The organism is Kitasatospora sp. NPDC088134 (assembly GCF_044741705.1).
In the GTDB taxonomy this organism is placed as follows: Bacteria; Actinomycetota; Actinomycetes; order Streptomycetales; family Streptomycetaceae; genus Kitasatospora.
In genome coordinates, this window is the sequence record NZ_JBIUTD010000012.1 from 47,703 (window position 1) to 71,433 (window position 23,731).

General features: G+C 73.1%; 18 protein-coding genes, 1 tRNA gene and 1 riboswitch. Of the genes, 14 read left to right on the plus strand and 5 right to left on the minus strand.

The annotated features are described in order from the left end of the window. Positions 1-190 precede the first annotated feature (190 nt). A complete protein-coding gene (locus ACIOHG_RS20005; protein ID WP_400952302.1) occupies positions 191-1,666 on the plus strand; it encodes an NAD-dependent malic enzyme in 1,476 nt (491 codons plus the stop codon). A 438-nt stretch (positions 1,667-2,104) separates the two neighbouring features. Continuing rightward, entirely contained in the window at positions 2,105-2,386 is a 282-nt protein-coding gene (locus ACIOHG_RS20010) for an HU family DNA-binding protein (RefSeq protein ID WP_030459611.1), read from the plus strand. 172 nt (positions 2,387-2,558) lie between these two features. Here ACIOHG_RS20010 and murA read toward each other — a convergent pair whose 3' ends face one another. After that, entirely contained in the window at positions 2,559-3,914 is a 1,356-nt protein-coding gene (gene murA / locus ACIOHG_RS20015; protein WP_400952305.1) for a UDP-N-acetylglucosamine 1-carboxyvinyltransferase, read from the minus strand. A gap of 239 nt (positions 3,915-4,153) precedes the next feature. Here murA and ACIOHG_RS20020 point away from each other — a divergent pair, with 239 nt between their 5' ends. The 6 genes from ACIOHG_RS20020 (at position 4,154) to ACIOHG_RS20045 (ending at position 11,280) form a co-directional block, all read left to right on the plus strand. After that, complete coding sequence (locus tag ACIOHG_RS20020) at positions 4,154-4,717, plus strand: YqgE/AlgH family protein (protein WP_400952307.1); 564 nt, start codon at positions 4,154-4,156, stop codon at positions 4,715-4,717. A gap of 59 nt (positions 4,718-4,776) precedes the next feature. After that, positions 4,777-5,052: a DUF3039 domain-containing protein gene (locus ACIOHG_RS20025; RefSeq protein ID WP_030459614.1), complete on the plus strand. Its 276-nt coding sequence runs from the start codon at positions 4,777-4,779 to the stop codon at positions 5,050-5,052. Positions 5,053-5,122: 70 nt separating this feature from the next. Next, positions 5,123-6,760, plus strand: a complete 1,638-nt coding sequence (locus ACIOHG_RS20030) for a beta-N-acetylhexosaminidase (RefSeq protein ID WP_400952309.1) — start codon at positions 5,123-5,125, stop codon at positions 6,758-6,760. Between the two features lie 220 nt (positions 6,761-6,980). Next, positions 6,981-7,877 (plus strand): FAD binding domain-containing protein, encoded by an 897-nt coding sequence (locus tag ACIOHG_RS20035; protein ID WP_400952312.1) that lies wholly within the window; start codon positions 6,981-6,983, stop codon positions 7,875-7,877. Continuing rightward, a complete protein-coding gene (locus tag ACIOHG_RS20040) occupies positions 7,874-8,962 on the plus strand; it encodes a (2Fe-2S)-binding protein (RefSeq protein ID WP_400952314.1) in 1,089 nt (362 codons plus the stop codon). The genes ACIOHG_RS20035 and ACIOHG_RS20040 overlap by 4 nt, the downstream gene beginning before the upstream one ends. Then, the gene (locus ACIOHG_RS20045; protein ID WP_400952316.1) at positions 8,959-11,280 is read left to right on the plus strand and encodes a xanthine dehydrogenase family protein molybdopterin-binding subunit; all 2,322 of its coding nucleotides are present in this window, start codon (positions 8,959-8,961) and stop codon (positions 11,278-11,280) included. Before ACIOHG_RS20040 ends, ACIOHG_RS20045 begins: the two co-directional genes overlap by 4 nt. A gap of 66 nt (positions 11,281-11,346) precedes the next feature. On the opposite strand, the gene ACIOHG_RS20050 is transcribed toward ACIOHG_RS20045, so the two are convergent. Both ACIOHG_RS20050 and ACIOHG_RS20055 read right to left on the minus strand, forming a co-directional pair. Then, entirely contained in the window at positions 11,347-12,909 is a 1,563-nt protein-coding gene (locus ACIOHG_RS20050; protein WP_400952318.1) for a hypothetical protein, read from the minus strand. Between the two features lie 55 nt (positions 12,910-12,964). Then, a complete protein-coding gene (locus ACIOHG_RS20055; protein ID WP_400952320.1) occupies positions 12,965-14,302 on the minus strand; it encodes a hypothetical protein in 1,338 nt (445 codons plus the stop codon). Between the two features lie 449 nt (positions 14,303-14,751). Between ACIOHG_RS20055 and ACIOHG_RS20060 the strand changes: the two genes are divergently transcribed. The 4 genes from ACIOHG_RS20060 to ACIOHG_RS20075 all read left to right on the plus strand — a co-directional run bounded on the left by ACIOHG_RS20060 (position 14,752) and on the right by ACIOHG_RS20075 (position 19,612). Beyond that, the gene (locus ACIOHG_RS20060) at positions 14,752-16,095 is read left to right on the plus strand and encodes a S8 family serine peptidase (protein ID WP_400952322.1); all 1,344 of its coding nucleotides are present in this window, start codon (positions 14,752-14,754) and stop codon (positions 16,093-16,095) included. Between the two features lie 155 nt (positions 16,096-16,250). Continuing rightward, on the plus strand, positions 16,251-17,666 hold the full coding sequence (locus ACIOHG_RS20065; RefSeq protein ID WP_400952325.1) for a S8 family serine peptidase: 1,416 nt from the start codon (positions 16,251-16,253) through the stop codon (positions 17,664-17,666). 127 nt (positions 17,667-17,793) lie between these two features. Further along, a complete protein-coding gene (locus ACIOHG_RS20070) occupies positions 17,794-18,123 on the plus strand; it encodes a hypothetical protein (protein WP_400952328.1) in 330 nt (109 codons plus the stop codon). Between the two features lies 1 nt (position 18,124). Beyond that, entirely contained in the window at positions 18,125-19,612 is a 1,488-nt protein-coding gene (locus ACIOHG_RS20075; RefSeq protein WP_400952330.1) for a WXG100 family type VII secretion target, read from the plus strand. 183 nt (positions 19,613-19,795) lie between these two features. Here the strand turns inward: ACIOHG_RS20075 and ACIOHG_RS20080 are convergent. Beyond that, positions 19,796-19,870, minus strand: a tRNA-Cys gene (locus tag ACIOHG_RS20080). A 255-nt stretch (positions 19,871-20,125) separates the two neighbouring features. Beyond that, a riboswitch (guanidine-III (ykkC-III) riboswitch) is annotated at positions 20,126-20,192 on the plus strand. A 31-nt stretch (positions 20,193-20,223) separates the two neighbouring features. On the opposite strand from ACIOHG_RS20080, the gene ACIOHG_RS20085 reads away from it, so the two are divergent. Together ACIOHG_RS20085 and ACIOHG_RS20090 are read left to right on the plus strand one after the other, a co-directional pair. Next, on the plus strand, positions 20,224-20,538 hold the full coding sequence (locus ACIOHG_RS20085) for a DMT family transporter (protein ID WP_400952333.1): 315 nt from the start codon (positions 20,224-20,226) through the stop codon (positions 20,536-20,538). A 116-nt stretch (positions 20,539-20,654) separates the two neighbouring features. Further along, on the plus strand, positions 20,655-22,103 hold the full coding sequence (locus ACIOHG_RS20090; protein ID WP_400952335.1) for an MFS transporter: 1,449 nt from the start codon (positions 20,655-20,657) through the stop codon (positions 22,101-22,103). Positions 22,104-22,110: 7 nt separating this feature from the next. Here the strand turns inward: ACIOHG_RS20090 and ACIOHG_RS20095 are convergent, their stop codons facing one another. Beyond that, a complete protein-coding gene (locus ACIOHG_RS20095; protein WP_400952338.1) occupies positions 22,111-23,424 on the minus strand; it encodes a hypothetical protein in 1,314 nt (437 codons plus the stop codon). Positions 23,425-23,731: the final 307 nt, after the last annotated feature.

Sequence of the window (23,731 nt, forward strand, 5' to 3'; positions counted from 1 at the left end):
TGCCGTTCCAATGTAACGCATCCGCGCCGACGGGCAAGGAGATCGCCGATCGGGCGGGCGGGTTTGTCGGGTCCGCACACTCTATGAACGTTATTTCTGGCCGGGCCTTGGTCGGTGCGACCATCGAGGTCTAGCATGCCGAGCGGTCACACATCTTCAACAGTTTGTTGATTCAGGAAGAAGGACGTCGATGGCGACGGTGCCAAGTGTCTCGAACTCGATCACGGTCCGGTTGGAGGTCCCGGCCACCGGAAACGCGGTGAGCTCCATCACCACGGCGGTCGAGTCCTCCGGTGGCTCGGTCACCGGCCTGGACGTCACGGCCTCCGGCCTGGAGGCGCTGCGCATCGACGTCACCGTGGCGGCCTCCTCGGTGGCGCACGGCCAGGAGATCGTCGAGAAGCTCCGCACGATCGACGGCGTGACGATCGGCAAGGTCTCGGACCGGACCTTCCTGATGCACCTCGGCGGCAAGATCGAGATGTCCTCGAAGCTGCCGATCCGCAACCGCGACGACCTGAGCATGATCTACACCCCGGGCGTGGCCCGGGTCTGCCTGGCGATCGCGGAGAACCCCGAGGACGCCCGCCGGCTGACCATCAAGCGCAACAGCGTCGCGGTGGTCACCGACGGCTCGGCGGTGCTCGGCCTGGGCAACATCGGCCCGAAGGCCGCGCTGCCGGTGATGGAGGGCAAGGCGGCGCTGTTCAAGCGGTTCGCGGGCATCGACGCGTGGCCGCTCTGCCTGGACACCCAGGACGCCGACGAGATCGTGGCGATCGTCAAGGCGATCGCGCCCGGCTTCGCGGGCATCAACCTGGAGGACATCTCGGCGCCGCGCTGCTTCGAGATCGAGGCCCGGCTGCGCGAGGCGCTGGACATCCCGGTCTTCCACGACGACCAGCACGGCACCGCGATCGTGGTGCTGGCGGCGCTCACCAACGCGCTGAAGGTGGTCGGCAAGGAGATCGGCGAGATCCGGGTGGTGATGAGCGGCGCCGGCGCCGCGGGCACCGCGATCCTCAAGCTGCTGATGGCCGCGGGCGTCTCGCACGCCACCGTGGCGGACGTCCGCGGCGTGGTCCACGAGGGCCGGGACGACCTGGACGGCAGCCTGCGCTGGATCGCCGAGAACACCAACCGCTCGGGCCGCACCGGCACCCTCAAGGAGGCGGTGGCCGACGCCGACGTGTTCATCGGCGTCTCCGCCCCGAACGTGCTGGACGGCGACGACCTGGCCACCATGGCGAAGGACGCGATCGTCTTCGCGCTGGCCAACCCGGACCCGGAGGTCGACCCGGCGGTGGCCCGGCAGACCGCCGCGGTGGTCGCCACCGGCCGCAGCGACTTCCCCAACCAGATCAACAACGTACTGGTCTTCCCGGGCGTCTTCCGCGGCCTGCTGGACGCCCAGAGCGCCAGCGTGGACACCGAGATGATGCTGGCCGCCGCCCGCGCGCTGGCCACCACGGTGACCGCCGAGGAGCTCAACCCGAACTACATCATCCCGAGCGTCTTCCACCCGGGCGTGGCCAAGACCGTTGCCGCGGCCGTCCGGGACGCCGCCGTGGCGGCCCGTGGCGGCGCGGAGGAGGCCCCGGCGAAGCCCACCTCGGGCATCGTCGGAACGCTCGACACCGCCGCGTTCCCGGCCGTTCAGCTCTGAGTCCGGCGGGTCCGGGGCGCGCCCGCCGCGCCCCGATCCCGGCGAACGTGCCGGAGCCCTTGCGACACAAGGGCAAGGGGCGTGTTTGGGCTTGTCGGTGCCAGGGCGTACGGTAGCCCTGCGGCGGGGAGGCGTGTCCGACAAGTACGGTACGTCCCCTGTTGCGCCACGGCGTGTCGTCCCGGCCGCCGCCCGCCCCGGTCAGCCGGAGCCGACGGAGCGTCACACCTCGGTCGGGCGGGCGCTGTTCGGGTCAACCACGCCGGTGCCCGATTGGCTTTCTCAGTGCCGGTCGGGGCAGGATTCGTACCCAGGCGGGCAGTTTGCGGCGCTTCGCGTACGAGGCCGGCCCCTGACCACCCCTCGCCTGAACGAGCACCGTCGCGCGGACCGGCCCCGCCTCCGCGCACGGCAGAGCAACAGACCACAGGAGTACACATGAACCGCAGTGAGCTGGTGGCCGCGCTGGCCGAGCGCGCCGAGGTGACCCGCAAGGACGCCGACGCCGTGCTGGCCGCCTTCGCCGAGATCACCGGCGAGGTCGTCGCCAAGGGCGACGAGAAGGTCACCATCCCCGGCTTCCTGACCTTCGAGCGCACCCTGCGTGCCGCCCGCACCGCCCGCAACCCGCAGACCGGCGAGCCGATCCAGATCGCCGAGGGCTACAGCGTCAAGGTCAGCGCCGGCTCGAAGCTGAAGGAAGCCGCGAAGGGCAAGTGACCCTCCGCCGCTGAGAACGCCGAAGTGGGGGGGCGCCCCCCCCGGGGGGGGCGCCCCCCGGGGGGGGGGGGGGGGCTCCCCCCCCCGCCCCGCCCCCCCCCCCCCCCCCCGCCCCCCCCCCCCGGGGGGCGCCCCCCCCGGGGGGGCGCCCCCCCACTTCGGCGTTGCGGGCTCAGGCGGTCAGCCGGACCTCGGCCACCTCGGCCGCGGACGGCAGCTCGATGTGGGCGCCCAGGTCGCGCAGCTTGTCCATGAAGTTCTCGTAGCCGCGGTTGATCAGGTCGATGCCGTGCACCGTGGAGGTGCCCTCGGCCGCCAGCGCCGCGATCAGGTACGAGAAGCCGCCGCGCAGGTCCGGGATGACCAGCTCGGCGCCCATCAGCTTGGACGGGCCGGAGACCACCGCGGAGTGCTTGAAGTTGCGGGCCCCGAACCGGCACGGGGTGCCGCCCAGGCACTCGCTGTACAGCTGGATGTGCGCGCCCATCTGGTTCAGCGCGCCGGTGAAGCCCAGCCGGGACTCGTACACCGTCTCGTGCACGATCGACAGGCCGGTGGCCTGGGTCAGCGCCACCACCAGCGGCTGCTGCCAGTCGGTCTGGAAGCCGGGGTGCACGTCGGTCTCCAGGGCGATCGCCTTCAGCTCGCCGCCCGGGTGCCAGAACCGGATGCCCGCGTCGTCGATCTCGAAGGCGCCGCCGACCTTCCGGAAGGTGTTCAGGAAGGTCATCATCGGGATCTGCTCGGCGCCCCGGACGTAGATGTCGCCCTTGGTGGCCAGCGCCGCGCAGGCCCAGGAGGCCGCCTCCAGGCGGTCCGGCAGTGCCCGGTGGGTGTAGCCGTCCAGCTCGTCCACGCCGGTGATCAGGATGGTGCGGTCGGTGCCCAGCGAGATGATCGCGCCCATCTTCTGCAGCACGCAGATCAGGTCGACGATCTCCGGCTCGATCGCGGCGTTGCGCAGCTCGGTGACGCCCTCGGCGAGCACCGCGGTCAGCAGCACCTGCTCGGTCGCGCCGACCGACGGGTACGGCAGCTCGATCTTGGTGCCGCGCAGCCGCTGGGCGGCCACCAGGTAGGTGCCCTGCGGGTGCTTCTCGATGGTGGCGCCGAACTGGCGCAGCACCTCGAAGTGGAAGTCGACCGGCCGGCCGCCGATGTCGCAGCCGCCCAGGCCCGGGATGAAGGCGTGGCCGAGGCGGTGCAGCAGCGGGCCGCAGAACAGGATCGGGATCCGCGAGGAGCCCGCGTGCGCGTCGATGTCCGCGACGTTGGCGCTCTCCACGTGCGAGGGGTCGAGGATCAGCTCGCCGTCCTCGTCGCCGGTGCGGACGGTGACCCCGTGCAGCTGCAGCAGGCCGCGGACGACCTTGACGTCCCGGATGTCGGGGACGTTGCGCAGTCTGCTGGGGCCCTGGCCGAGCAGTGCGGCGACCATGGCCTTGGGGACCAGGTTCTTCGCACCCCGGATCTGGATCTCGCCTTCGAGCGGGTTTCCGCCGTGGACCAGCAGGACGTCGTCGGTCATCGTTCTCGCAATCCGGGTGCGCAGGAGAGGTTTTCGGCAGCCGGGCCGAGGGAAGAGCCCTTCACCATTCCATAGATGGTAGAGGGTGGGCGATTGGTTCCCGTGTGCCCTATTGGTGATCATGCTGTAAGGGGTGCCCCGGAGCACCGCCATTGCGCCGTTCGGGTGGTGCGCCGCGGCGGGTCCCCGGCGTGTCGCCGGGTGTCCGGAGCGGCCCCCGCCGGGGCATGATGGCAGGCATGGAAGCGGCCCCCGCGCTGACCGGCCGACTGCTCGTCGCCACGCCCCTGCTGACGGACCCGAACTTCGCCCGGTCGGTGGTCCTGCTGCTGGACCACGACACCCAGGGCGCGCTCGGCGTGGTGCTCAACCGCCCCAGCCCGGTCGAGGTGGCCGCGGTGCTGGACGGCTGGGCCGGGCTGGCCGGGGACCCGGCGGTGGTGTTCCAGGGCGGCCCGGTGGCGCTCGACTCCGCGCTGGCGCTGGCCGTCGTCCCCGGCGAGGACGACGGGCCGCTCGGCTGGCGGCGGGTGCACGGCGCGATCGGCCTGGTCGACCTGGAGGCGCCGCCCGAGGTGCTGGCCGGGGTGCTCGGCGGGATGCGGGTGTTCGCCGGCTACGCGGGCTGGTCGTCCGGGCAACTGGAGCGGGAGATCGCCGAGGGCGCCTGGCACCTGGTGGACTGCGAGGCGGGCGACGTCTCCTGCGACCGCCCGGAACGGCTGTGGCGGGCGGTGCTGCGCCGCCAGCGCGGTCCGCTGGCGATGCTCGCCACCTACCCCGACGACCCGCTGCTGAACTGAGCGCGGACCGCGCCCGGACGGTGGCCCGGTTCCGGGCCGCGCCCATAGACTTGGCACTCATGAGCACTCTTGAGCCCGAGCGCGGTCTCGGCACCGGCACCCTGGTCGAGCCCGTCCCGCAGACTTCGCACGGGGACGGCGACCACGAGCGCTTCGCCCACTACGTCCAGAAGGACAAGATCATGGAGAGCGCGCTCTCCGGGTCCCCCGTGGTGGCGCTCTGCGGCAAGGTGTGGGTCCCCGGCCGCGACCCGAAGAAGTACCCGGTCTGCCCGATGTGCAAGGAGATCTTCGACGGGCTGAACAACCCCGGCGGGGACGACAAGAAGGACTGACCGCGCGGCGGCCCGAATACCTCCCGATTGGCATAGACCACTCGGGGTGGTCCGGGGCAGGATGAGGCGCATGGACCTCATCCCTGCCCCGTCGCACGTCCGGACCCGCGTCGACGCCGCCCCGTTCGTCCTGCAGGCCGGCGCCCGGATCGCCGCCGGGCCCGGCACCGAGGGCGTCGCCCGCCGGCTGCGGGCCGAACTCTCCGCCGCCACCGGCTTCGACCTCGACCCGGCACCCGCCGGGCGGGCCGGCGACCTGGAGCTCGCCCTGGACGGGGAGCTCGCCGCCGAGGAGTACCGGCTCGACGCCGGCGCCGACGCCGTCCGCCTCACCGGCGGCAGCGCGGCCGGCCTCTCGCACGCCACGCAGACCCTGCGCCAGCTGCTCGGCCCGGCCGCCTACCGGACCGCCCCGCTGCCCGGCGCGGCCTGGACGGTGCCCGCGGTGGAGATCCGGGACGCGCCCCGGTTCGGCTGGCGCGGCGCCCTGCTGGACGTCTCCCGGCACTTCATGCCGAAGGCCGGCGTACTGCGGTTCATCGACCAGCTCGCCGCCCACAAGCTCAACGTCTTCCACTTCCACCTGACCGACGACCAGGGCTGGCGGATGGAGGTCCGGCGCTATCCCGAGCTCACCCGGGCCGGCGCCTGGCGGGCCTACTCGATGGTCGGCTACCGGGCCGGCGGGCGGCACGACGACCAGCCGCACGGCGGCTACTACACCCAGGACGACCTGCGCGAGATCGTCGCCTACGCGGCCGCCCGGCACATCACCGTGCTGCCCGAGATCGACCTGCCCGGCCACAACCAGGCCGCCATCGCCGCCTACCCCGAGCTCGGCAACACCGACGTGGTCGACACCGCCGCGCTCGGCACCTGGACCGACTGGGGCGTCAGCGAGAACATCCTCAACCCGTCCGAGGCCACCCTGCGGTTCTACGAGCACGTGCTGGAGGAGGTGCTGGAGATCTTCCCCTCCACCTTCGTCCACCTCGGCGGCGACGAGTGCCCCAAGGAGCAGTGGAAGCAGAGCCCCGCCGCGCAGGCCCGGATCGCCGAGCTCGGCCTGAAGGACGAGTTCGAGCTGCAGAGCCACGTCATCCGGCACTTCGACGGCTGGCTCGCCGCGCGCGGCCGCCGGCTGATCGGCTGGGACGAGATCCTGGAGGGCGGCCTCGCCCCCGGCGCCGCCGTCTCCTCCTGGCGCGGCTACGACGGCGGGATCGCCGCCGCGCAGGCCGGGCACGACGTGGTGATGTGCCCCGAGCAGCACGTCTACCTCGACCACCGGCAGGCCGACGGCGAGGAGGAGCCGGTCCCGGTCGGCTGGGTGCGCACCCTGGAGGACGTCTACCGCTTCGAGCCCGTCCCGCCGCAGCTCGACGGGGAGGCCGCCGCGCACGTGATCGGCACCCAGGCGAACATCTGGACCGAGTTCATGGACGACGCCCGCGAGGTCGACTACAAGGCGTTCCCGCGGCTCGCCGCGTTCGCCGAGGTCGCCTGGTCCGACCTGCCGCGCGACCCCGCCGCCCGGGACTGGGCCGGCTTCCAGGCCCGGATGGCCGGCCACTACGCCCGGCTGGACGCCCTCGGCGTCGAGTACCGGCACCCCGACGGCCCGCTGCCCTGGCAGCGCAAGCCCGGCATCGTCGGCCGCCCGCTGGACGGCGCCCCCGGACCCTCGGGGCCGCACACCGCGCCCTGACCCGGCGCCGGCCCGGCGGAACTCCGGACCCGGCCCGCACGTCGTCACCGGAGGGGAAACGACCACTCCGGCGACGGTCGGGGCGCGGTCGGGACCGGAGTTGTCCCGAGTTGTTCGGACCTGTCCGAGACCCGGGAAATGATCAGCGGTCTTTGTGTGCCAGAGTTGCCCAACCCGCACCGATCGCCCGTACCCTACGGGCGGCAGGCCGCACTGCAAGATGGAGCACGGTGGGAACCTGGTGAACCGGACGATCATGATGCCGGCCTCGGTCGACGAGGCGGTCGAAGCGCTGGCCGCCGTGCCCGGAGCAGTACCGGTGGCCGGCGCCACCGACCTGATGGAAGCCGTCAACGCCGGACGGCTGCGCCCCGCCGCGCTGATCGGACTGGGCCGGATCACCGAACTGCGCGGCTGGCGCTACGAGGACGGCGGCACCGCCGTCCTCGGCGCCGGGCTCACCCACGCCCGGATGGACCGCCCCGACTTCGCCGCGCTCATCCCCGCCCTCGCGGACGCCGCCCGCACCGCCGGACCCCCGCAGGTGCGCAACGTCGGCACCCTCGGCGGCAACGTCGCCACCGGCGACCCGGCCGGCGACACCCTCCCCGTGCTCGCCGCCCTGGAGGCCACCGCCACCCTGGTCCGCCCCGGCAGCCGCCGCGAGGTGCCGATCAGCCACCTGCTCACCGGCCTCGACCCGCTGCGCCCCGGCGAACTCCTCACCTGGGTCCGGGTCCCGCTGCTGCACGCCCCGCAGGTCTTCCTCAAGTCCACCGGCCGCTCCGGCCCGGCCCGCGCCGCCGCCTCCGTCGCCCTGGTTCTCGACCCCGCCCGGCGCGGCGTGCGCTGCGCCGTCGGCGCCGTCGCCCCCGTCCCGCTCCGCCCGCTGGAGGCCGAGAGCTGGGTGGCCGGCTGCATCGACTGGGACGCCCGCGGCCAGGACGGCGCCGTGCTGATCGACCCCGCCGCGGTCGCCGCGTTCGGCGAGTACGTGGCCGGCGCCTGCGTCCCCGACAACGGCGACCCCGCCGAGGGGGCGGGCTCGGCAGCGGCCCGCCTGCGGCGTACCGTAGCGGTGCTGGCCCGCCGGGCACTGGGAAGGGCGCTGAAGTGACGGACGAACTGCTGAACCACCCCGGAGCGCTCACCGGCGACGTGCGCCCCACCACCTCGTACACGCTGCGCGTCAACGGCGTCGAACGGCCCGTCGCCGACGCCTGGATCGGCGAGAGCCTGCTGTACGTGCTGCGCGAGCGGCTCGGCCTGGCCGGCGCCAAGGACGGCTGCGAGCAGGGCGAGTGCGGGGCCTGCTCGATCCAGGTCGACGGCCAGCTGGTCAACGGCTGCCTGGTGCCCGCCGCGCTCGCCGCCGACAGCGAGATCGCCACCGTCGAGGGACTGTCCGGCCCCGGCGGCGCCAGCGACGTCCAGCGGGCGCTCGCCGACTCCGGCGCCGTCCAGTGCGGCTACTGCACCCCCGGCATGGCGATGGCCGTGCACGACCTGCTGCAGCGCAACCACCGCCCCAGCGAGGTCGAGGCCCGCCAGGCGCTCTGCGGCAACCTCTGCCGCTGCACCGGCTACCGGGCCGCGCTGAACGCCGTCCAGACCGTCGCCGACGCCCGCGAGGCCGCCCTGGAGGCCGAGCTCGCCGCCGCCGAGCAGGCCGCCGGCGAGACCCCCGCGCCCACCGCCGCCGCGCCCGTCCCGGCCCGGCCCACCGAGCAGTCCTTCGCCGACCTCGCGCTGGCCGGCGAGCTCCCGCTCTACGCCGACGCCGAACTCTGGCACGAGGCCGACCAGTTGATCCCCGCCCAGCAGCAGGGCGAGGCCACCGCCCGGGCCGGCGGCTACGCCTACCCGCCCACCCCGCCGCACGGCACCGCCGCCCCGGCCGGCGGCTGGGAGCCCACCCCCGCGCACGGCACCGCCGGCGCCGACGCCCACGGCACCCCCGCCCACGGCACCCCGTACCTCCCCACCCCGCCGCACGGCACCCCCCACCAGGACGCCGGCCCCTACGACGGCACCGTCTACGCCACCGACGGCCACCCGTACCCGCAGTACCCCGGCTACGACCACCCCGCCGGGTACGGCGCCCCGGTCGGCTACGGCGCCCCTGCCGGGTACGACGCCCCTGCCGGGTACGACGCCACCCCCGCCCACGGCATCCGGCTCCCCGAGGACGAGAACGCATGACCTCCGCCACCGAGCTCCCGGCGGCCGCCCCCGCGGACGACGAGGACTCCGCCACCGGCCTCGGCAGCTCCCCGCTGCGCAGCGACGCCCTGCCCAAGGCGCTCGGCATCTACCCCTACGCCGCCGACCTGTGGGCCGAGGGGCTGCTCTGGGGCGCCGTGCTGCGCTCCCCGCACCCGCACGCCCGGATCGTCTCGGTCGACACCTCCGCCGCGCTCGCCGTCCCCGGCGTGCACGCCGTCGTCACCGCCGCCGACCTGCCGCCCGGCCCGGACGGCACCCCCGACGGCGCGCCCTCCGGCAGCGTCGTCCCCGACCGGCCGGTGCTCGCCGCCGGCGTGGTGCGCCACCACGGCGAACCCGTCGCCGCCGTCGCCGCCGACCACCCCGACACCGCCCGGCTGGCCGCCGCCGCGATCCTGGTCGAGTACGAGGTGCTGGAGCCCGTCACCGACCCCGAGGCCGCCTTCCACGCCCCGCCGCTGCACCCCGACGGCAACCTGCTGCGCCACCTCCCGCTGCGCACCGGCGACCCCGACGCGGTCGGCGCCGTCGTGGTCGAGGGCCTCTACCAGGTCGGCCGGCAGGACCCGGCCCCGATCGGCGCCGAGGCCGGACTCGCCGTGCCCCGCCCCGACGGCGGCGTCGAACTGCACCTGTCCTCCACCGACCCGCACGGCGACCGCGACCGCACCGCCGCCTGCCTCGGCCTCGACCCCGACCGGGTCCGGCTGGTGGTCACCGGCGTGCCCGGCGCCACCGGCGACCGCGAGGACCTGTCCTTCCAGGTCACCCTGGCGCTGCTCGCGCTGCGCACCGGCCGGCCGGTCAAGATGGTGCTGACCCGCGCCGAGTCCTTCCAGGCCCACCCGACCCGGCACCCCGCGCTGCTGCGCTACCGCCACCACGCCGACGCCGAGGGCCGGCTGGTCAAGGTCGAGGCGCAGGTCCTGCTCGACGGCGGCGCCTACGCCGACGTCTCCGCCGAGGCGCTGGCCTCCGCCGTCGCCTTCTCGGTCGGCCCCTACACCTGCCCCAACGTGTTCGTCGACGCCTGGGCGGTGCGCACCAACAACCCGCCGGCCGGCCGGATGCGCGGCGAGGGCGCCCTGCAGACCTGCTTCGCCCACGAGTCGCAGCTCGACCAGCTCGCCCAGCAGCTCGGCATCGACCCGGTCGAGATCCGCCGCCGCAACGCGATGACCACCGGCGACCCGCTGCCCACCGGACAGGCCGTCACCTGCCCCGCCCCCGTCGCCGGGCTGCTCGACGCGCTCGCCGACTCCCCGCTGCCCGCGCTCCCGGTCGACGACCCCGAGGCCGACTGGCTGCTGCCCGGCGGCCCCGGCGGCGCGGGCGACCCCGGCGCGGTCCGGCGCGGCATCGGCTACGCCGTCGGCATGGTGCACATGCTCGGCGCCGAGGGCGAGGACGAGGTCGCCACCGCCACCGTCCGGGTCTCCGGCGACCACGCCACCGTGATCTGCGCGGCCGTCGACTCCGGCCAGGGCTTCGCCACCCTGGCCCGGCAGATCGTCCAGTCGGTGCTCGGCGTCAGCGAGGTCTACATCGCGCCCGTCGACTCCGACCAGGCCGGGGCCGGCCCGTCCGCCCGCGGCCGGCACACCTGGGTCTCCGGCGGCGCCGTCGAGCGGGCCGCGCTGATGGTCCGGCACCAGATGCTGCAGCCGATCGCCGCCGACTTCGGGATGTCCGTCGAGCTGCTCACCATCAGCGAGGGCAAGATCACCTCGTACGACGGGGTGCTCGGCATGCCGGTCGGCGAGGCGCTGGAGGGCCGCGAGCTGTGGGCCACCGCGCAGTGCCGGCCGCACCCCACCGAGCCGCTCGACCCGGAGAACGGGCAGGGCGACGCCTTCGTCTCGATCGCGTTCTGCGCGATGCGCGCCGTCGTCGACGTGGACATCGAGCTCGGCGCCGTCCGGGTGGTCGACGTGACGGTGGCGCAGGACGTCGGCCGGGCCCTGAACCCGCGGCAGATCGAGGACCGGATCGAGGGCGCCGTCGCCCAGGGCGTCGGACTCGCCCTGCTGGAGAACCTGCGCACCGAGGGCGGCGTCCCCGTCAACGCCTCGCTCACCGGCTACCGGCTGCCCACCGCCCTCGACACCCCCGCGGTGCGGATCGCCGCGCTGCTGGAGGAGCGCGACGTGGTCGCCCCGTTCGGCGCCAAGGCCGTCAGCGCGGTGCCCGCCGTGGTCGCCCCCGCAGCGGTCGCCGCCGCCGTCCGGGCCGCCACCGGGCTGCCCGTCGGCCGGCTGCCGATCCTGCCGGAGGACGCGGTCGTCCCCGCCTGACGCTCCGTCGGGTTCTGATTGGCCATCAGGGTCTGGCGGGCCGTCGGGCGGGGCGACCCGCCGCGGTCAGCGCTTGACCGGCAGGGTGCTGCGGACGTGCGCCGCCCAGGTCTGCTCGAACTGCTCCGGCTCCAGGCCGGTCGCGGCCTTGATCTGCTGCGGGTAGGCGCTGGGACTGCCGTAGTGCGCGGCGACGAACGCCAGCGTCTTCTGCTCCCCGTAGGTGGCCGCCATCCAGCGCAGCGCGTCGGCGGACAGCGCGTAGTTGGCGCTCCGGGCCTTGGGGTCGGAGGCGTAGAACTCCTGCGCGAGGGCCGGCGGCAGGGCGCCGGTGAAGCGGGCGTCGCGCACCTTGTACGCCAGGTCGTTGCGGGCTTTCGCGTCCTTGCCGCGCAGCGCCAGGTAGTCGGCGAAGCCCTCGACGACCCACATCCGGATCGCGCTCTTCTCCGCCAGCCCCAGGTCGAAGTCGGTGGTCAGGGTCGCCGTGATGGCGTGCCCCATCTCGTGCCGGCCGATGTCCGTCACGCCCTCCTGCCAGCGGTCCGGGCTGGTGAACCGCTCCAGCGAGGTGTCCATCACGATCCGGCTCCCGCCGATCAGCACCTTGCCCTGGCCGGCCCGGTCGGAGTCCTCGGCCTCCACCGCCAGGTTGACGCCCGCCTCCAGGCGGTCGTTCTCCCGGCCCTCGCCCGCGTACAGCCGGTTGTAGACGTCCCGGTTCTTCTCCAGCACCACGAAGAACCCCTGACCGCCGGTGCGGACCCCGTCGGTGGGCGGCTTGTTCTGCTGCCACGCCGCCAGGTCGTCCTGCGCGGCCTGCCGGAGCAGGTCGACGTCCCGCTTCAGCTCGGCGGACTGCTTCTGCTCGGACACCACCACTAGGTGGTCCCGGACCTCGACCGCCAGATCCTCGTACACGTCCCACGGCCCCGGGTAGTAACTGACCGCCGAGGTCTTGCCGGTGATGTCCTTGTCGCCGCCGACCCCGGTGACCGCGCCCGGCCCCGGCGCACCGGTCACCGTCCACGCGTACGTCTCGGCGATCGGCCGGTTGTCCACGCCCTTCACCTGGTGCACGAACGCCACCGGCAGCAGGCCCTGCACCGCGTCGCCGGCCTGCAGCTTCCACTGCGCCGTCTGCCAGGGCACCTTGACCAGGTTGCGGAAGACCTGCCGCTGCTTCTCCCGGGTCGGGCCGGCCGCGAACGGCTTGAGGAACGCCTCCTCGTCCTTCGACGCCATCGCCTGCGTCATGCCGTCGACCAGCGCCTCCCACTTCTTGGTGGGCTGGTTCGCCTCCGCGTACGCGTGCTGGCGCTGGAGGTTGTTCCACACCAGCCCGGCGAAGCCCAGCACCAGCACCGCGAACACCGCCGTCACCGTGAGGGCGATCCGCCGACCGGTCCGGCGCGGGCGGGGCGGCTGCGGTGGCTGCGGCTGTGGCGGCGGTGTCGGCTGCGGCGGCGCGAACTGCTGCGGCGGGTAGGGCTGTTGGCCGTACGGCTGTCCGTACGGCTGCTGCGGGTGCGGCTGTTGCTGCTGGTAGGGGTACGGGTGCTGCGGGTACGGCGGGTGCTGCGGGTGCGGGCCCGGCGCGGGCGCGCCAGGCTGCGGTGGATACGTCAACGGAAGACTCCCCCTGGATGATCGACGCGCCATGTGTGTGCGAGCGGCCCGGCGGCTAGCGCTTGCCGGGGACCGCCGAGCGGACGTGCGCGGCCCAGGCCGACTGGAACTGGGCCAGGGGCTGGCCGGTCGCCTCGGCGATCTGCTGCTCGTACCCCTTCGGCTGCGCGTACTGCGCGGCCACGAACGCGCAGACCTTGGCGTCGCCGTACTTCGAGGCCATGAACCGCATCGCGTCACCGGCCAGGGTGTAGTTCGCCGACCGCCGGTCGCCGTCGCTGGAGTAGAACTCGGGCCCGTCCCCGGGGAGTTGGCCGTTGAAGGAGACCTCCTTCAGGTCCGCGGCCATCTCGTCCCGGGCCAGCGAGTCCTTGCCGCGCAGCGCCATGTACTCGGCGAAGCCCTCGGACACCCAGTCACGCGGGTTCCCCGTCCCGTCGAAGTTCCCGCGGGCGGCCATCAGCGGGGCGACGATGGCGTGCGCCATCTCGTGCCGGCCGATGTCCGTCACGCCGTCCTGCCACTGGCTGCTGGTGAACCGGCTGCCGGTGGTGTCCATCACGATCCGGCTGCCGCCGATCAGGACGCCGTCCGGCCCGGCCTTCGTGGAATCCGCCGCCTCCATCGGCATGTTGACGCCGGCCTCCAGGCTGTCGTTCAGCTTGCCGTCGCCCTTGTACAGCTTGTTGTAGACGTCCCGGTTCTTCTCCAGCACCACGAAGAACCCGCTCGCCGCCCGGCGGTCGGCGGTCGGCGCGGGACCGGACTTCTGCCAGGCCGACAGGTCGTCCTTCGCCGCCCGGGCCAGGATGTCCACGTCCCGGTTCAGCTCGGCGGCCTGCCCCTTGTCGGACATCGCCACCAGGTGGTCGCGGACCTGCACCGACAGGTCGTCGTACAGGTCCCAGGGCGCCGGATAGTAGCCGAAGCCGTCGTTCTTTCCCCTGCTGTCCTTGACCCCGCTGACCTCGGTCACCACCTCGGTCCCCGAGTCGACCGGCAGCACCTGCCAGCCGTACTGCTCCCGGATCGGCAGGTTGTCGACGCCCTTCACCTGGTGCGTGAAGTCCACCCGGAGCTGGCCGTCGATCGGCGCTATCGGCGTCGACCAGCTCGCCGTCTCCCACGGGATCTTCAGCAGGTTGCGGAAGACCAGCCGCTGCTTCTCCTTGGTCGGGCCGGCCGCGAAGGGCCTGACGAACGCCTCCTCGTCCTTCGCCGCCAGCGCCTTGGTCAGGCCGTCCGCGACCTTCTGCCACTTGCCGGTCTCGGCCGTGAGGCTCGCGATCGCGGGCGGCCGCTTCCGGTTCGCGTGCAGCAGCGCGACGCCGCCCGCCGCGGCCCCCAGCAGCAGCACCAGCGCCACCCCCAGGCAGCCCAGCGTCCGCCCCACCCGGCTCCGCCGCACCGGCGGCGGCACCGGCGGACCGCCCCACCCCGCCGCCCCGTACGGACCCGGCTGCGGCGGGAACTGCTGTGCCGGGTAAGGCTGTTGCTGGTACGGCTGAGGCTGGTGCGGCTGCTGGAACGGCGGCGGAAAGGCCCCCTGCTGGTACGGCGGCGCCGGCGTCCCGGGCTGCCCCGGGTACGGCTGAGCGCCCGGCGCGGGCGCGCCGGGCTGCGGCGGATACGACAACGTGGGACCCCCCTGGACGAACGACGGGCCATTCATAGCACAGCCCCCGACCGCCCCTCCCGCCCGTTCCCGCAGCCCCACCGGGGCGGTACGGATGCGGACTTCCCCCTCCGGCCTCCCGTCCGCGCCGATACGATCGTCGGGCCCGGCGCTCCGGGGGCATGTGCGAGCGGAACGGGCAGCCGACACCAAGGACGGGGAGCTCCATGTCGAAGAACGGGGCCGTACGATCCTGGGCCGCGATGGCCCTGGCAGGCGCGTTGTTCTTCGCCGCCACGCCGACCGCCTCGGCGGACCAGGTCCGGGACGGGCAGTGGGCAATCCCGGCCTTCGACTTGGAAAAAACCTGGTCGGTCAGCAAGGGCGATGGAGTGATCGTCGCGGTGATCGACTCCGGCGTCGATGCCTCGCACCCTGATCTCGCGGGATCGGTGCTGGACGGCTACGATCCGGGCGGCCAGGGACTCAACACCCGTCCCACGGACGACCACGGCACCTCGATGGCCGGCATCATCGCCGCCCACGGCCACGGGAGCGGTGACGGCGTCATCGGCCTCGCACCCGCCGCGAAGATCCTGCCCGTCTACATGGGAAAGTCGGACAACACCAGTGCTGTCCCCGAGGGCATCCGCTGGGCGGTCGACCACGGGGCCAAGGTCATCAACCTCTCGGTGGGTACCGACTCCCGTCCCGGGGCCAGGCCCGCACTGACCGAGGCAGTTGCCTACGCCGCCAAGCACGATGTCCTGCTGGTGGCCGCCTCGGGCAACGAGTCGCTCAAGACCGTGGGCAGCCCCGGCAATGAGCCCGGCGTGCTCGCGGTGAGCGCGGTCGACAAGAACGGCACCGTCTGGGGGCGCTCGAACTCCGGCCCCGAGGTCGGGATCGCGGCGCCCGGCGCCGACATCGTCATCGCCTGCGCGAACGGGAAGTACTGCATCGGCGACGGCACGTCCGAGGCCACGGCGTTCGTCTCCGGCACCGCGGCCCTGCTCCGCGCGAAGTACCCGAGCCTGACAGCCGGCCAGATCGCCAACCGGCTCGTCAAGTCCGCGCAGACGCCGGCCTCCCTGAAGGGCGCCAAGCTGCCGGATGCGCGGTACGGGTACGGGATCGTCTCGCCGTACGACGCGCTGACCAAGGAGATCCCGACCGGTCCCGCGCAAGGGCCGCTCGGTGGGGCTGCCGCTGCCACGCCGAAGTCCTCCCCGACCGCAGGCGCGAACGGCGCGGGCGGAACCACTCCGGCCAGCGATCTGCCCGACCTCCACGCGGTGCCCGACACCGGCTCGGCGGACTCCGGCGTCAACGTGGGCCTGGTGGCCGCCGTCGGCGGTGGTCTGGTCCTCCTGGTGGTCGCCATCGTGGTGCTGGCGGTTCGCAGCCGTCGCCGCCCGGGGCCGCCGCCCCCGGGACAGCCTCAGTACGGCCCCGGCCCGCAGGGATGGCCGCAGGCCCAGCAGCCGTATCAGGTCCCGCCGTCGCCCGGGTACCCGCAGCAGCCGAACCCCTATCACCAGGACTCGTACGGCCGTCAGCCTCCGCGCTGACATCCGGGCGGGCGGGGCACAGCTCCGGAAAATGTAGCGGCCCCGTCACGAGGGGTCTGCAAGAGGGACGGTGACGGACGATACGATCGGACGGTCCTGGGTTCCGGGGGCGTGAACGAGAACGAACGGGCTGTCAATCGACTGACGGGGTACTGATGACGTTGACCAAAGCCGTGCGCGCACTCGGTGCGACGGCACTGACGGGCGCGCTGCTCCTCTCCGTCGCGCCGACCGCCTCGGCGGACCAGGTCCGGGACGACCAGTGGGCGAACAGTTTCCTGGGGCTGGACCGTGCCTGGACGGTCAGCAAGGGCGACGGGGTGATCGTCGCGGTGATCGATGACGGGGTCGATGCCTCGCACCCCGATCTCGCGGGTTCGGTGCTCGCAGGGTTCGACAAGAGCGGCAAGGGCCGCAACACGAACCCTCTCGGAGCCCATGGAACGGCGATGGCGGGCATCATCGCGGGGCACGGCCACGGTGACGGGGACGGCGTGATGGGCATCGCCCCGAGCGCGAAGATCCTGCCGGTGTACAAGGCGACCGAGGACGGCACGGGCGTCATCCCCGAGGGCATCCGCTGGGCGGTCGACCACGGAGCCAAGGTCATCAATATTTCGCAGGGCATGGATGGCGCACCAGGGTGGGACCGCGAGTTGACCAAGGCGGTCGCCTATGCGGCCCAGCACGATGTGCTGATCGTCGCGTCCACGGGCAACGACGGCCTGGGAACCGTGGAAAGCCCAGCCAACGAGCCCGGAGTACTCGCGGTCGGAGCGGTCGACAAGACCGGCGCGATCTGGGCCAAGTCGAACTACGGTCCCCAAGCGCTGATCGCCGCCCCGGGCGTGGGAATCGTCGCACCCGGATCATGCTCCAGCGCCCAATACTGCAAGGGCGATGGAACCTCGGACGCATCGGCATTCGTATCCGGTGCGGCTGCGCTGGTGCGGTCGAAGTTCCCGAAGTTGACGGCCGGTCAGGTGGCGAACCGGCTGGTGAAGTCGGCGAAGGCTCCGGCGGGCGTGGGGAACCTTCCCGACGCGCACTACGGATACGGGGTGCTTTCCCCGTACGACGCGCTGACCAAGGACATCCCGACGGGACCGGCGCAGGGGCCGCTCGGAGCGACGACGGCCACCGGTACGGGGAGCGGTTCCACGTCGGCGCCGTCCTCGGGGGGCGGTACGAGTGGCGGTTCGGATTCGGACGCCGGTCTGCCTGCGAATCCCGGAGCGGTGAAGAGCGACTCGGGCCTGAGTCCGGTGGCGATCCTCGCGGTTGTGGGTGTCGTCGTGGTCCTGCTGGTGGTCCTGGTGATCGTCGTGGCCCGGTCGCGCCGTCGCGGACCGGCCCCGATGCCGCCGCAGGGCCAGCCGCCCTATGGGGCGCCGCCGGCCTGGCCGGGGCAGCAGCAGCCGTACGGGCAGCAGGGCCCGCCGCCGGGCTACCCGCCGCAGCAGCCGTACGGGCAGCCCCCGCAGCAGCCCTACGGCAACAACCAGCCTCCGCCGCAGCAGAACCCCTACCAGGGCCCGTACGGCCCCGGTGGCAATCAGCCGCAGCGGTGACGGCCTATGGGTAAGGGGAGCAGGTTGGCGATACGATGGAACGCTCCAACTAGCTGAGATCTGCTGCCTGTTGGATGGGCAAGCGCACGGGGAAGCAAACGACACTCCAGGGGGAGGAGAGGGCCGCGTGGCCGACGGATACCGCGTCAACACAGACGAGCTGGAGGCAGTCGTGAAACGACTGCGGGCGATCCAGCAGAACATGGCTCAGACCGCGGACAAGAGTGCCTACGGCACCGATGTGCCGCCCGGGGACTTCGGGGTGAACTTCAGTCACGCCACTACCCTGCACGAGGCCCACAGCCGGATGCAGGGATGGTTGACCAGCACGATCTCCGATCTCAACTCGCTGATCAACGAGTTCGGGGACAAGGCACAGCGGGTCACGGACGCCTACAAGGGCCAGGAGGCGGACACCTCGGCCGCGATGGCCCGATACGCGCAGGGAGCGAGCTGACATGCCGGAGCGTTTTCCCGAGTACGAGCGCCAAGCGCTGATCCCGCTCAAGGGGATGCTGTCCAACGCGCGGCCCGAGAACCTCAGGACCGCCGCCGACCACTGGGGCAACGCGGCCACGGATCTGCAGGCTGCCGTCCGGGACCTGCAGCAGGCGATCGAGCACGCCACGGCCAACTGGCAGGGCGCGGCCGCCGACGGCTTCGTGAAGAAGGCCCAGCAGATCCAGGAGTCGCTGGGCAACACGGCGCAGCACGCGAACAAGACCTCCGGGGCCATGTACCACGCTGCGGACGCGCTGCAGGCGGCCAAGGAGACCATGGGCAACATCAGCGTGCCCAGCCACTTCGACAGCGGCATGAAGTTCATCAGCGACCTCGGCGACCGGTCCGACGCCCAGTTCAAGGCGGACATCGCCAGCGGCATGGACCGCTTCGCCGCAGTCAACAAGAACTACGACGAGCTGTCCGCGACCGAGATCCAGCACCAGTACGCCATTGGCACCATGGAGTTCCTGGCACCGCATTACCAGAGGGCAGCCAATGAGATGCCTCGCCCCCCGCAGAGCCGGGGCACTGAAGAGGCCTACCCGCCGCCGCCCGAACCGGGCAAGACGGGCAGCCTGCCGCCGGTGACGCCCCCGCCGCCGATGCTGCCGCCGAAGCTCCCGCCGGAGCAGACGACGCCGCCTCCGCAGGTCGGGCCCACTCCGGTGCAGCCGCCGAACCACCCGGGGCCGGTGCAGCCTCCGATCCACGGGTTGCCGAACCCGCCGGTGACGCCGCCCGGGCCTCCGGGGCACCTGCCGCCGTTCACGCCTCCGCGGACGGTGATCGACGGGATCGACCCACCGCCTTCGGTGGGTGTGCCGATCGGGCCCGGGACCGGTGGTCCCGGGGGGATCGGGACGCTGCCCGGGCCGGGTGGCGGTGGTGGTGTCGGTGGTGGCGGTGGTATCGGCGGCGTCGGTGGCGTCCACCTGCCGGGAGTCGGCGGGGGCGGATACCCCGGCGGCCGTTCCGGCGGTGGCCGGACGTCCGGTGGCATCAGTGGTGTCGGCGGCGGTTCGGGCTCCGGTGGCCGGACGGGCGGTGGTATCGGCGGTGCCGGTGGCGCGTCCGGTGCGGGTGCCGCGGGCGGCCGTGGCGCGGCCGGTGGCATGGGCGGCGGCATGCACGGTGGTGGCATGGGCGGCGCCGGTGGCGGCAAGGGCGCGGGCGGCAAGAGCGGCAGCGGCCTGGTGCGCAAGGCCGGTGGCACGATCGGCGGCGCGAAGGGCGGCGCCGGCGGCCGGGCGTTCACCGAGGGCGGCTCGGGCATCGGCAAGGGCCGGGGCTCCGGGCAGGCCGGGGCCGGCGGCATGCACGGTGCGCCGGGTGCCGGTGGTGCCGGAAGGAAGAAGAAGGGCGAGGGTCACCGTCCCGACTACCTGATCGAGGACGAGGAGACCTGGCGCGGTGGCACGGCGAACCCGCCGGTCATCGAGTAGCAGCACGTAGCGGTCCGGTAGGAGCACGGGCGTCGGCGGCGGTCCTGGAGGACCGTCCCCGGCGCCCGTCGCCGTTCACGGGAAAGGGGGAATCGGAGATGCGGACGGCGTGAAGGGAAAAGGAAAAACGGCATGGGAATTCACCGGACGCGCCGGTGGAAATGGCGGCCGGTGAATTCCTGATGGAGACCATGACGGGAATCGAACCCGTGTAAACCGTTTTGCAGACGGTTCCCTGAGCCACTCGGGCACATGGTCGTGGAGTGGTGCGCACAGGGTCAACGGCCCTGCGGGGGCAGAAAGTTGCGAATCAGGCGCAACAGGGGGAACACGGACAGCCGGGACAGGGGGCACAGGTGCGGAGCGCCGCGCGGGCCACCGTCTTCCTGTTCATCGCCTTCTCCTGTTCGCCGTTCGGGCTGTCCGGTGAATTCACTATAGCGGGAACTCGGCGGGGCGCGTCAATATTCCACGGGGAATTCGGTGGAACGGCGGCGTGCTACGGTCGGAAGCGAGGCGGCCGTCGGACGGCCCGTCCCGGACGAGGTGCGTCGTACCCGGTAGGACAAGACGACGCGGTAGGTGGTTCGACTACTGCGGAGGAGTCCGTCATGGCCTGGGTGGTACTGATCGTCGCCGGAGTGCTGGAGACCGTGTGGGCGGTCGCGCTGGAGGCGTCCAAGGGGTTCTCGCGGCCGGTGCCGACGGCGGTGTTCGCGGTCGGGCTGGCGCTGTCGATGGGCGGGCTGGCGTACGCGATGCGGTCGATCCCGCTGGGGACGGGGTACGCGGTGTGGGTCGGCATCGGCGCGGTCGGCACCGCACTGTACGGGATGCTGGCGGCGGGCGACGCGGTGACCGCGGCCCGGATCACCTGCCTGGTGCTGATCCTGGCCGGCGTGGTGGGCCTGAAGGTCCTGCACTGAAGGCCCTGCACTGAACGTCCCGCACCGGACGCCCCGCCCCGGACGGTGAACGGGCGTCCCGGGATTCCGCCCGCAGGTCAGGATCGAACGGCGGAAACGGCACTTACCATGTCGGGGTGACCAGCACCTCCCGCGCCGAGCAGGCCGTAGCAGCACCCGACCGGACCCCCGTGGACGAGGACACCGGCGGGGTGCTCAGCGGCCCCTGGCGGGCGCTGACCCTGGGCATCGTGTCGGTGGTGCTGCTGCTGGCCTTCGAGGCGACGGCGGTGAACACCGCGATGCCGACGGCGGCCGAGCAGCTGGACGGCCTCGGCCTGTACGCGTTCGCGTTCTCGGCGTACTTCACCACCACCCTGCTCGCGATGGTGGTGTCGGGGCAGTGGTGCGACCGGCGCGGCCCGCTGGCGCCGCTGTTCAGCGGGATAGCGGTGTTCGCGGCGGGCCTGGTGACGGCCGGCACGGCGGTGGACATGTGGATGTTCGTCGCGGGCCGGGCCACCCAGGGGCTGGGCGGCGGGCTGGTGATCGTGGCGCTGTACGTGGTGGTCGGCCGGGCGTTCCCGGAGCGGCTGCGGCCCGCCGTGTTCGCCGCGTTCTCGGCGGCCTGGGTGCTGCCCTCGATCCTCGGGCCGGTGGTGTCCGGCGCCGTCACCCAGCACCTGGGCTGGCGCTGGGTGTTCCTCGCCGTCCCGGTGCTGGTGCTGCTGCCGCTGGCGGTGATGGGCCCGGCGCTGCGCCGCTCCGAGCGGGACCGGCCGCCGACGGCCCGTCAGCCGTACGACCGGCGGCGGACCCGGGACGCGGCGATGGCCGCGGTCGGCGCGGCGCTGCTGCAGTACGCGGGGCAGCGGCTGGACGGGTGGGCGCTGCTGCCGCTGGCGGCGGGCGCGGCGCTGCTCGGTCCGGCGGTGCTGCGGCTGCTGCCGAGCGGGACGCTGCGGGCGGTGCGCGGGCTGCCGACGGTGATCCTGCTGCGCGGGCTGGCGGCGGGCGCGTTCTTCGCCTCGGAGCTGTTCATCCCGCTGATGATGCAGACCCAGCGGGGCCTGTCGGTGACGGCGGCCGGTCTGACGCTGGCGCCGGGCGGGCTGTCCTGGGCGCTCGGGTCCTGGCTGCAGGGGCGGCCGGGGGCGGACCGGCACCGCGGAGCGCTGATCCGGGGCGGGCTGGTGCTGACCGCGGTGGCGATCGGCGGGGTCGGGCTGGTGCTGTTCCCGGCGGTGCCGGTGTGGGTGCCGGCCGTGTTCTGGGGCGTCGGCGGCGTCGGGATGGGCCTGGCGATCGCCAGCATCAGCGTGCTGATGATGGGCCTGTCGAAGCCGGAGGAGACCGGCGCCAACTCGGCGGCGCTGCAGCTCAGCGACGCGTTGGGCAATGTGCTGCTGACCGGCCTGGCCGGGGTGCTGTTCGCGGCGCTGGGCGGTGGCGCGGTGGGCGCGGCGGCACACGACCGGGCGCTGCCGGCGGGCGCGTTCGGCGCGGTGTTCCTGGTGATGCCGCTGGTCGCGCTGGGCGCGGCGGCGCTGGCCGGCCGGGCGGGAGCCGCCCGGCCGACGGCCTGACCCACCGTCAGGCCTTGGCGCCCGCCGAGGCCGGTGCGGAAGCGGGTGCCGAGGCAGCGGGCGAAGCGGGTGCCGAGGCGGTGCCGCCGAGGTAGCTGCCCCAGCCGCCGGCGGGCGCCTGGCCGGGAGTGAGCGCCTGGAGCTTGCGGAGCACCGCCGGGTCCTGCACCTCCAGCCACTCCACCAGCTGCTTGAAGGAGACCATCCGGACCTCGGGCTTGTCGGCGATCTGCTTCAGGGTCTCCTCGACGGCGTTCATGTAGATGCCGCCGTTCCACTGCTCGAAGTGGTTGCCGATGATGAACGGGGCCCGGTTGCCGTTGTAGGCGCGGTCGAAGCCGGCCAGGTAGGAGTCCCGGGCCTGGTTCTGCCAGAACGCCTGCCGGCCGGGGTCGCCCTTGGTGTTGTCGCCGGACTGGTTGTACATGATGTTGTAGTCCATCGAGAGCACCTGGAAGCTGTGCCCGGGGAACGGGATGGACTGCAGGGGCAGGTCCCACAGCGTGCCGCCGGCGAACTTCTGCGGCCACATCTGGAGCCCGCCGGGGCCCGAACTGTCGTACTTCCAGCCGCGCTTGACGGCGGTGGGGAGCAGTCCGCGCTGGCCCTCCAGGCAGGGGGTGCGGGCGCCGATCAGCTCCTTGCGGTAGTCGAAGGGCAGCGCGGGCAGGTCGGTGAAGCCGGTGTTGGTCCGCCAGTTCATCACGAAGTCCATCGCCTGCTGGATCTCGCTGTCCCAGTCCTCGGGGGACCAGCGGCCGCCGCCGTTGGCGCCGCAGAAGTGCCCGTTGAAGTGGGTGCCGATCTCGTGCCCGTCCAGCCAGGCCGCGCCGATCTGCTCGATGGTGGCGCGGATGTGCTGGTCGCTCAGGTAGCCGATGTCGGAGGCGCCGACGGGGTGCTGCGGCGGGTGGTACATCGACTTCTTCGACTCGGGCAGGGTGTAGATGCCGCTGAGGAAGAAGGTCATGCCGGCGTTGTGGTCCTTGGCGAGCTGCCGGAACCGGCTGAACAGCTTGTTGTCGAGCTCGCCCGCGCCGTCCCAGGAGAACACCACGAACTGCGGCGGGCGCTGCCCGGGCTCCAGCGGTTCGGCCTTGGGCTGGTTCGGCTGCGGGCCGGTGTCGGAGGTGGAGCCGTCGCCGATCAGCGCGGCGGGCGGCTTGGGCACCGCGCTCGGGCTGCCGCTCGCGGCCAGGCCGTCGGCCCGCACGGGCGGGGCGGCCCCGCCGCTCCCGGAGGAGCTCGCGCAGCCCGCCGCGAGGGTGGCGGCGGTCGCCGCACCGGCGGCCAGCAGCGTCCTGCGGGAGAGGGCGTCCATGTCTCACATCCGTTCACCAGGGAGTAAGGGGAAGTCACCGGCCGGATGGACGGTCCATCAGATGAAATGAAGAGATGCGTCGTCCGGGGGAGCCGGGCCCAGCATGGCACGCCTCCGCACCGTGCGCCGGTAAGCACGGCCACGGTACGGATGACCGGGGGACGCCACGCCCGGACGCTCACCTGTTCGGCGCACCGGCCCGGAGCGTCGCCCCGGACCGGGAGTTGACTTGGCGTCAGGAGCACTCCCCGCACGGGCCCGTCCGAGCGCCGGAAGCACCCCCACGCCCCGCCCGCCCCCTCGCCCC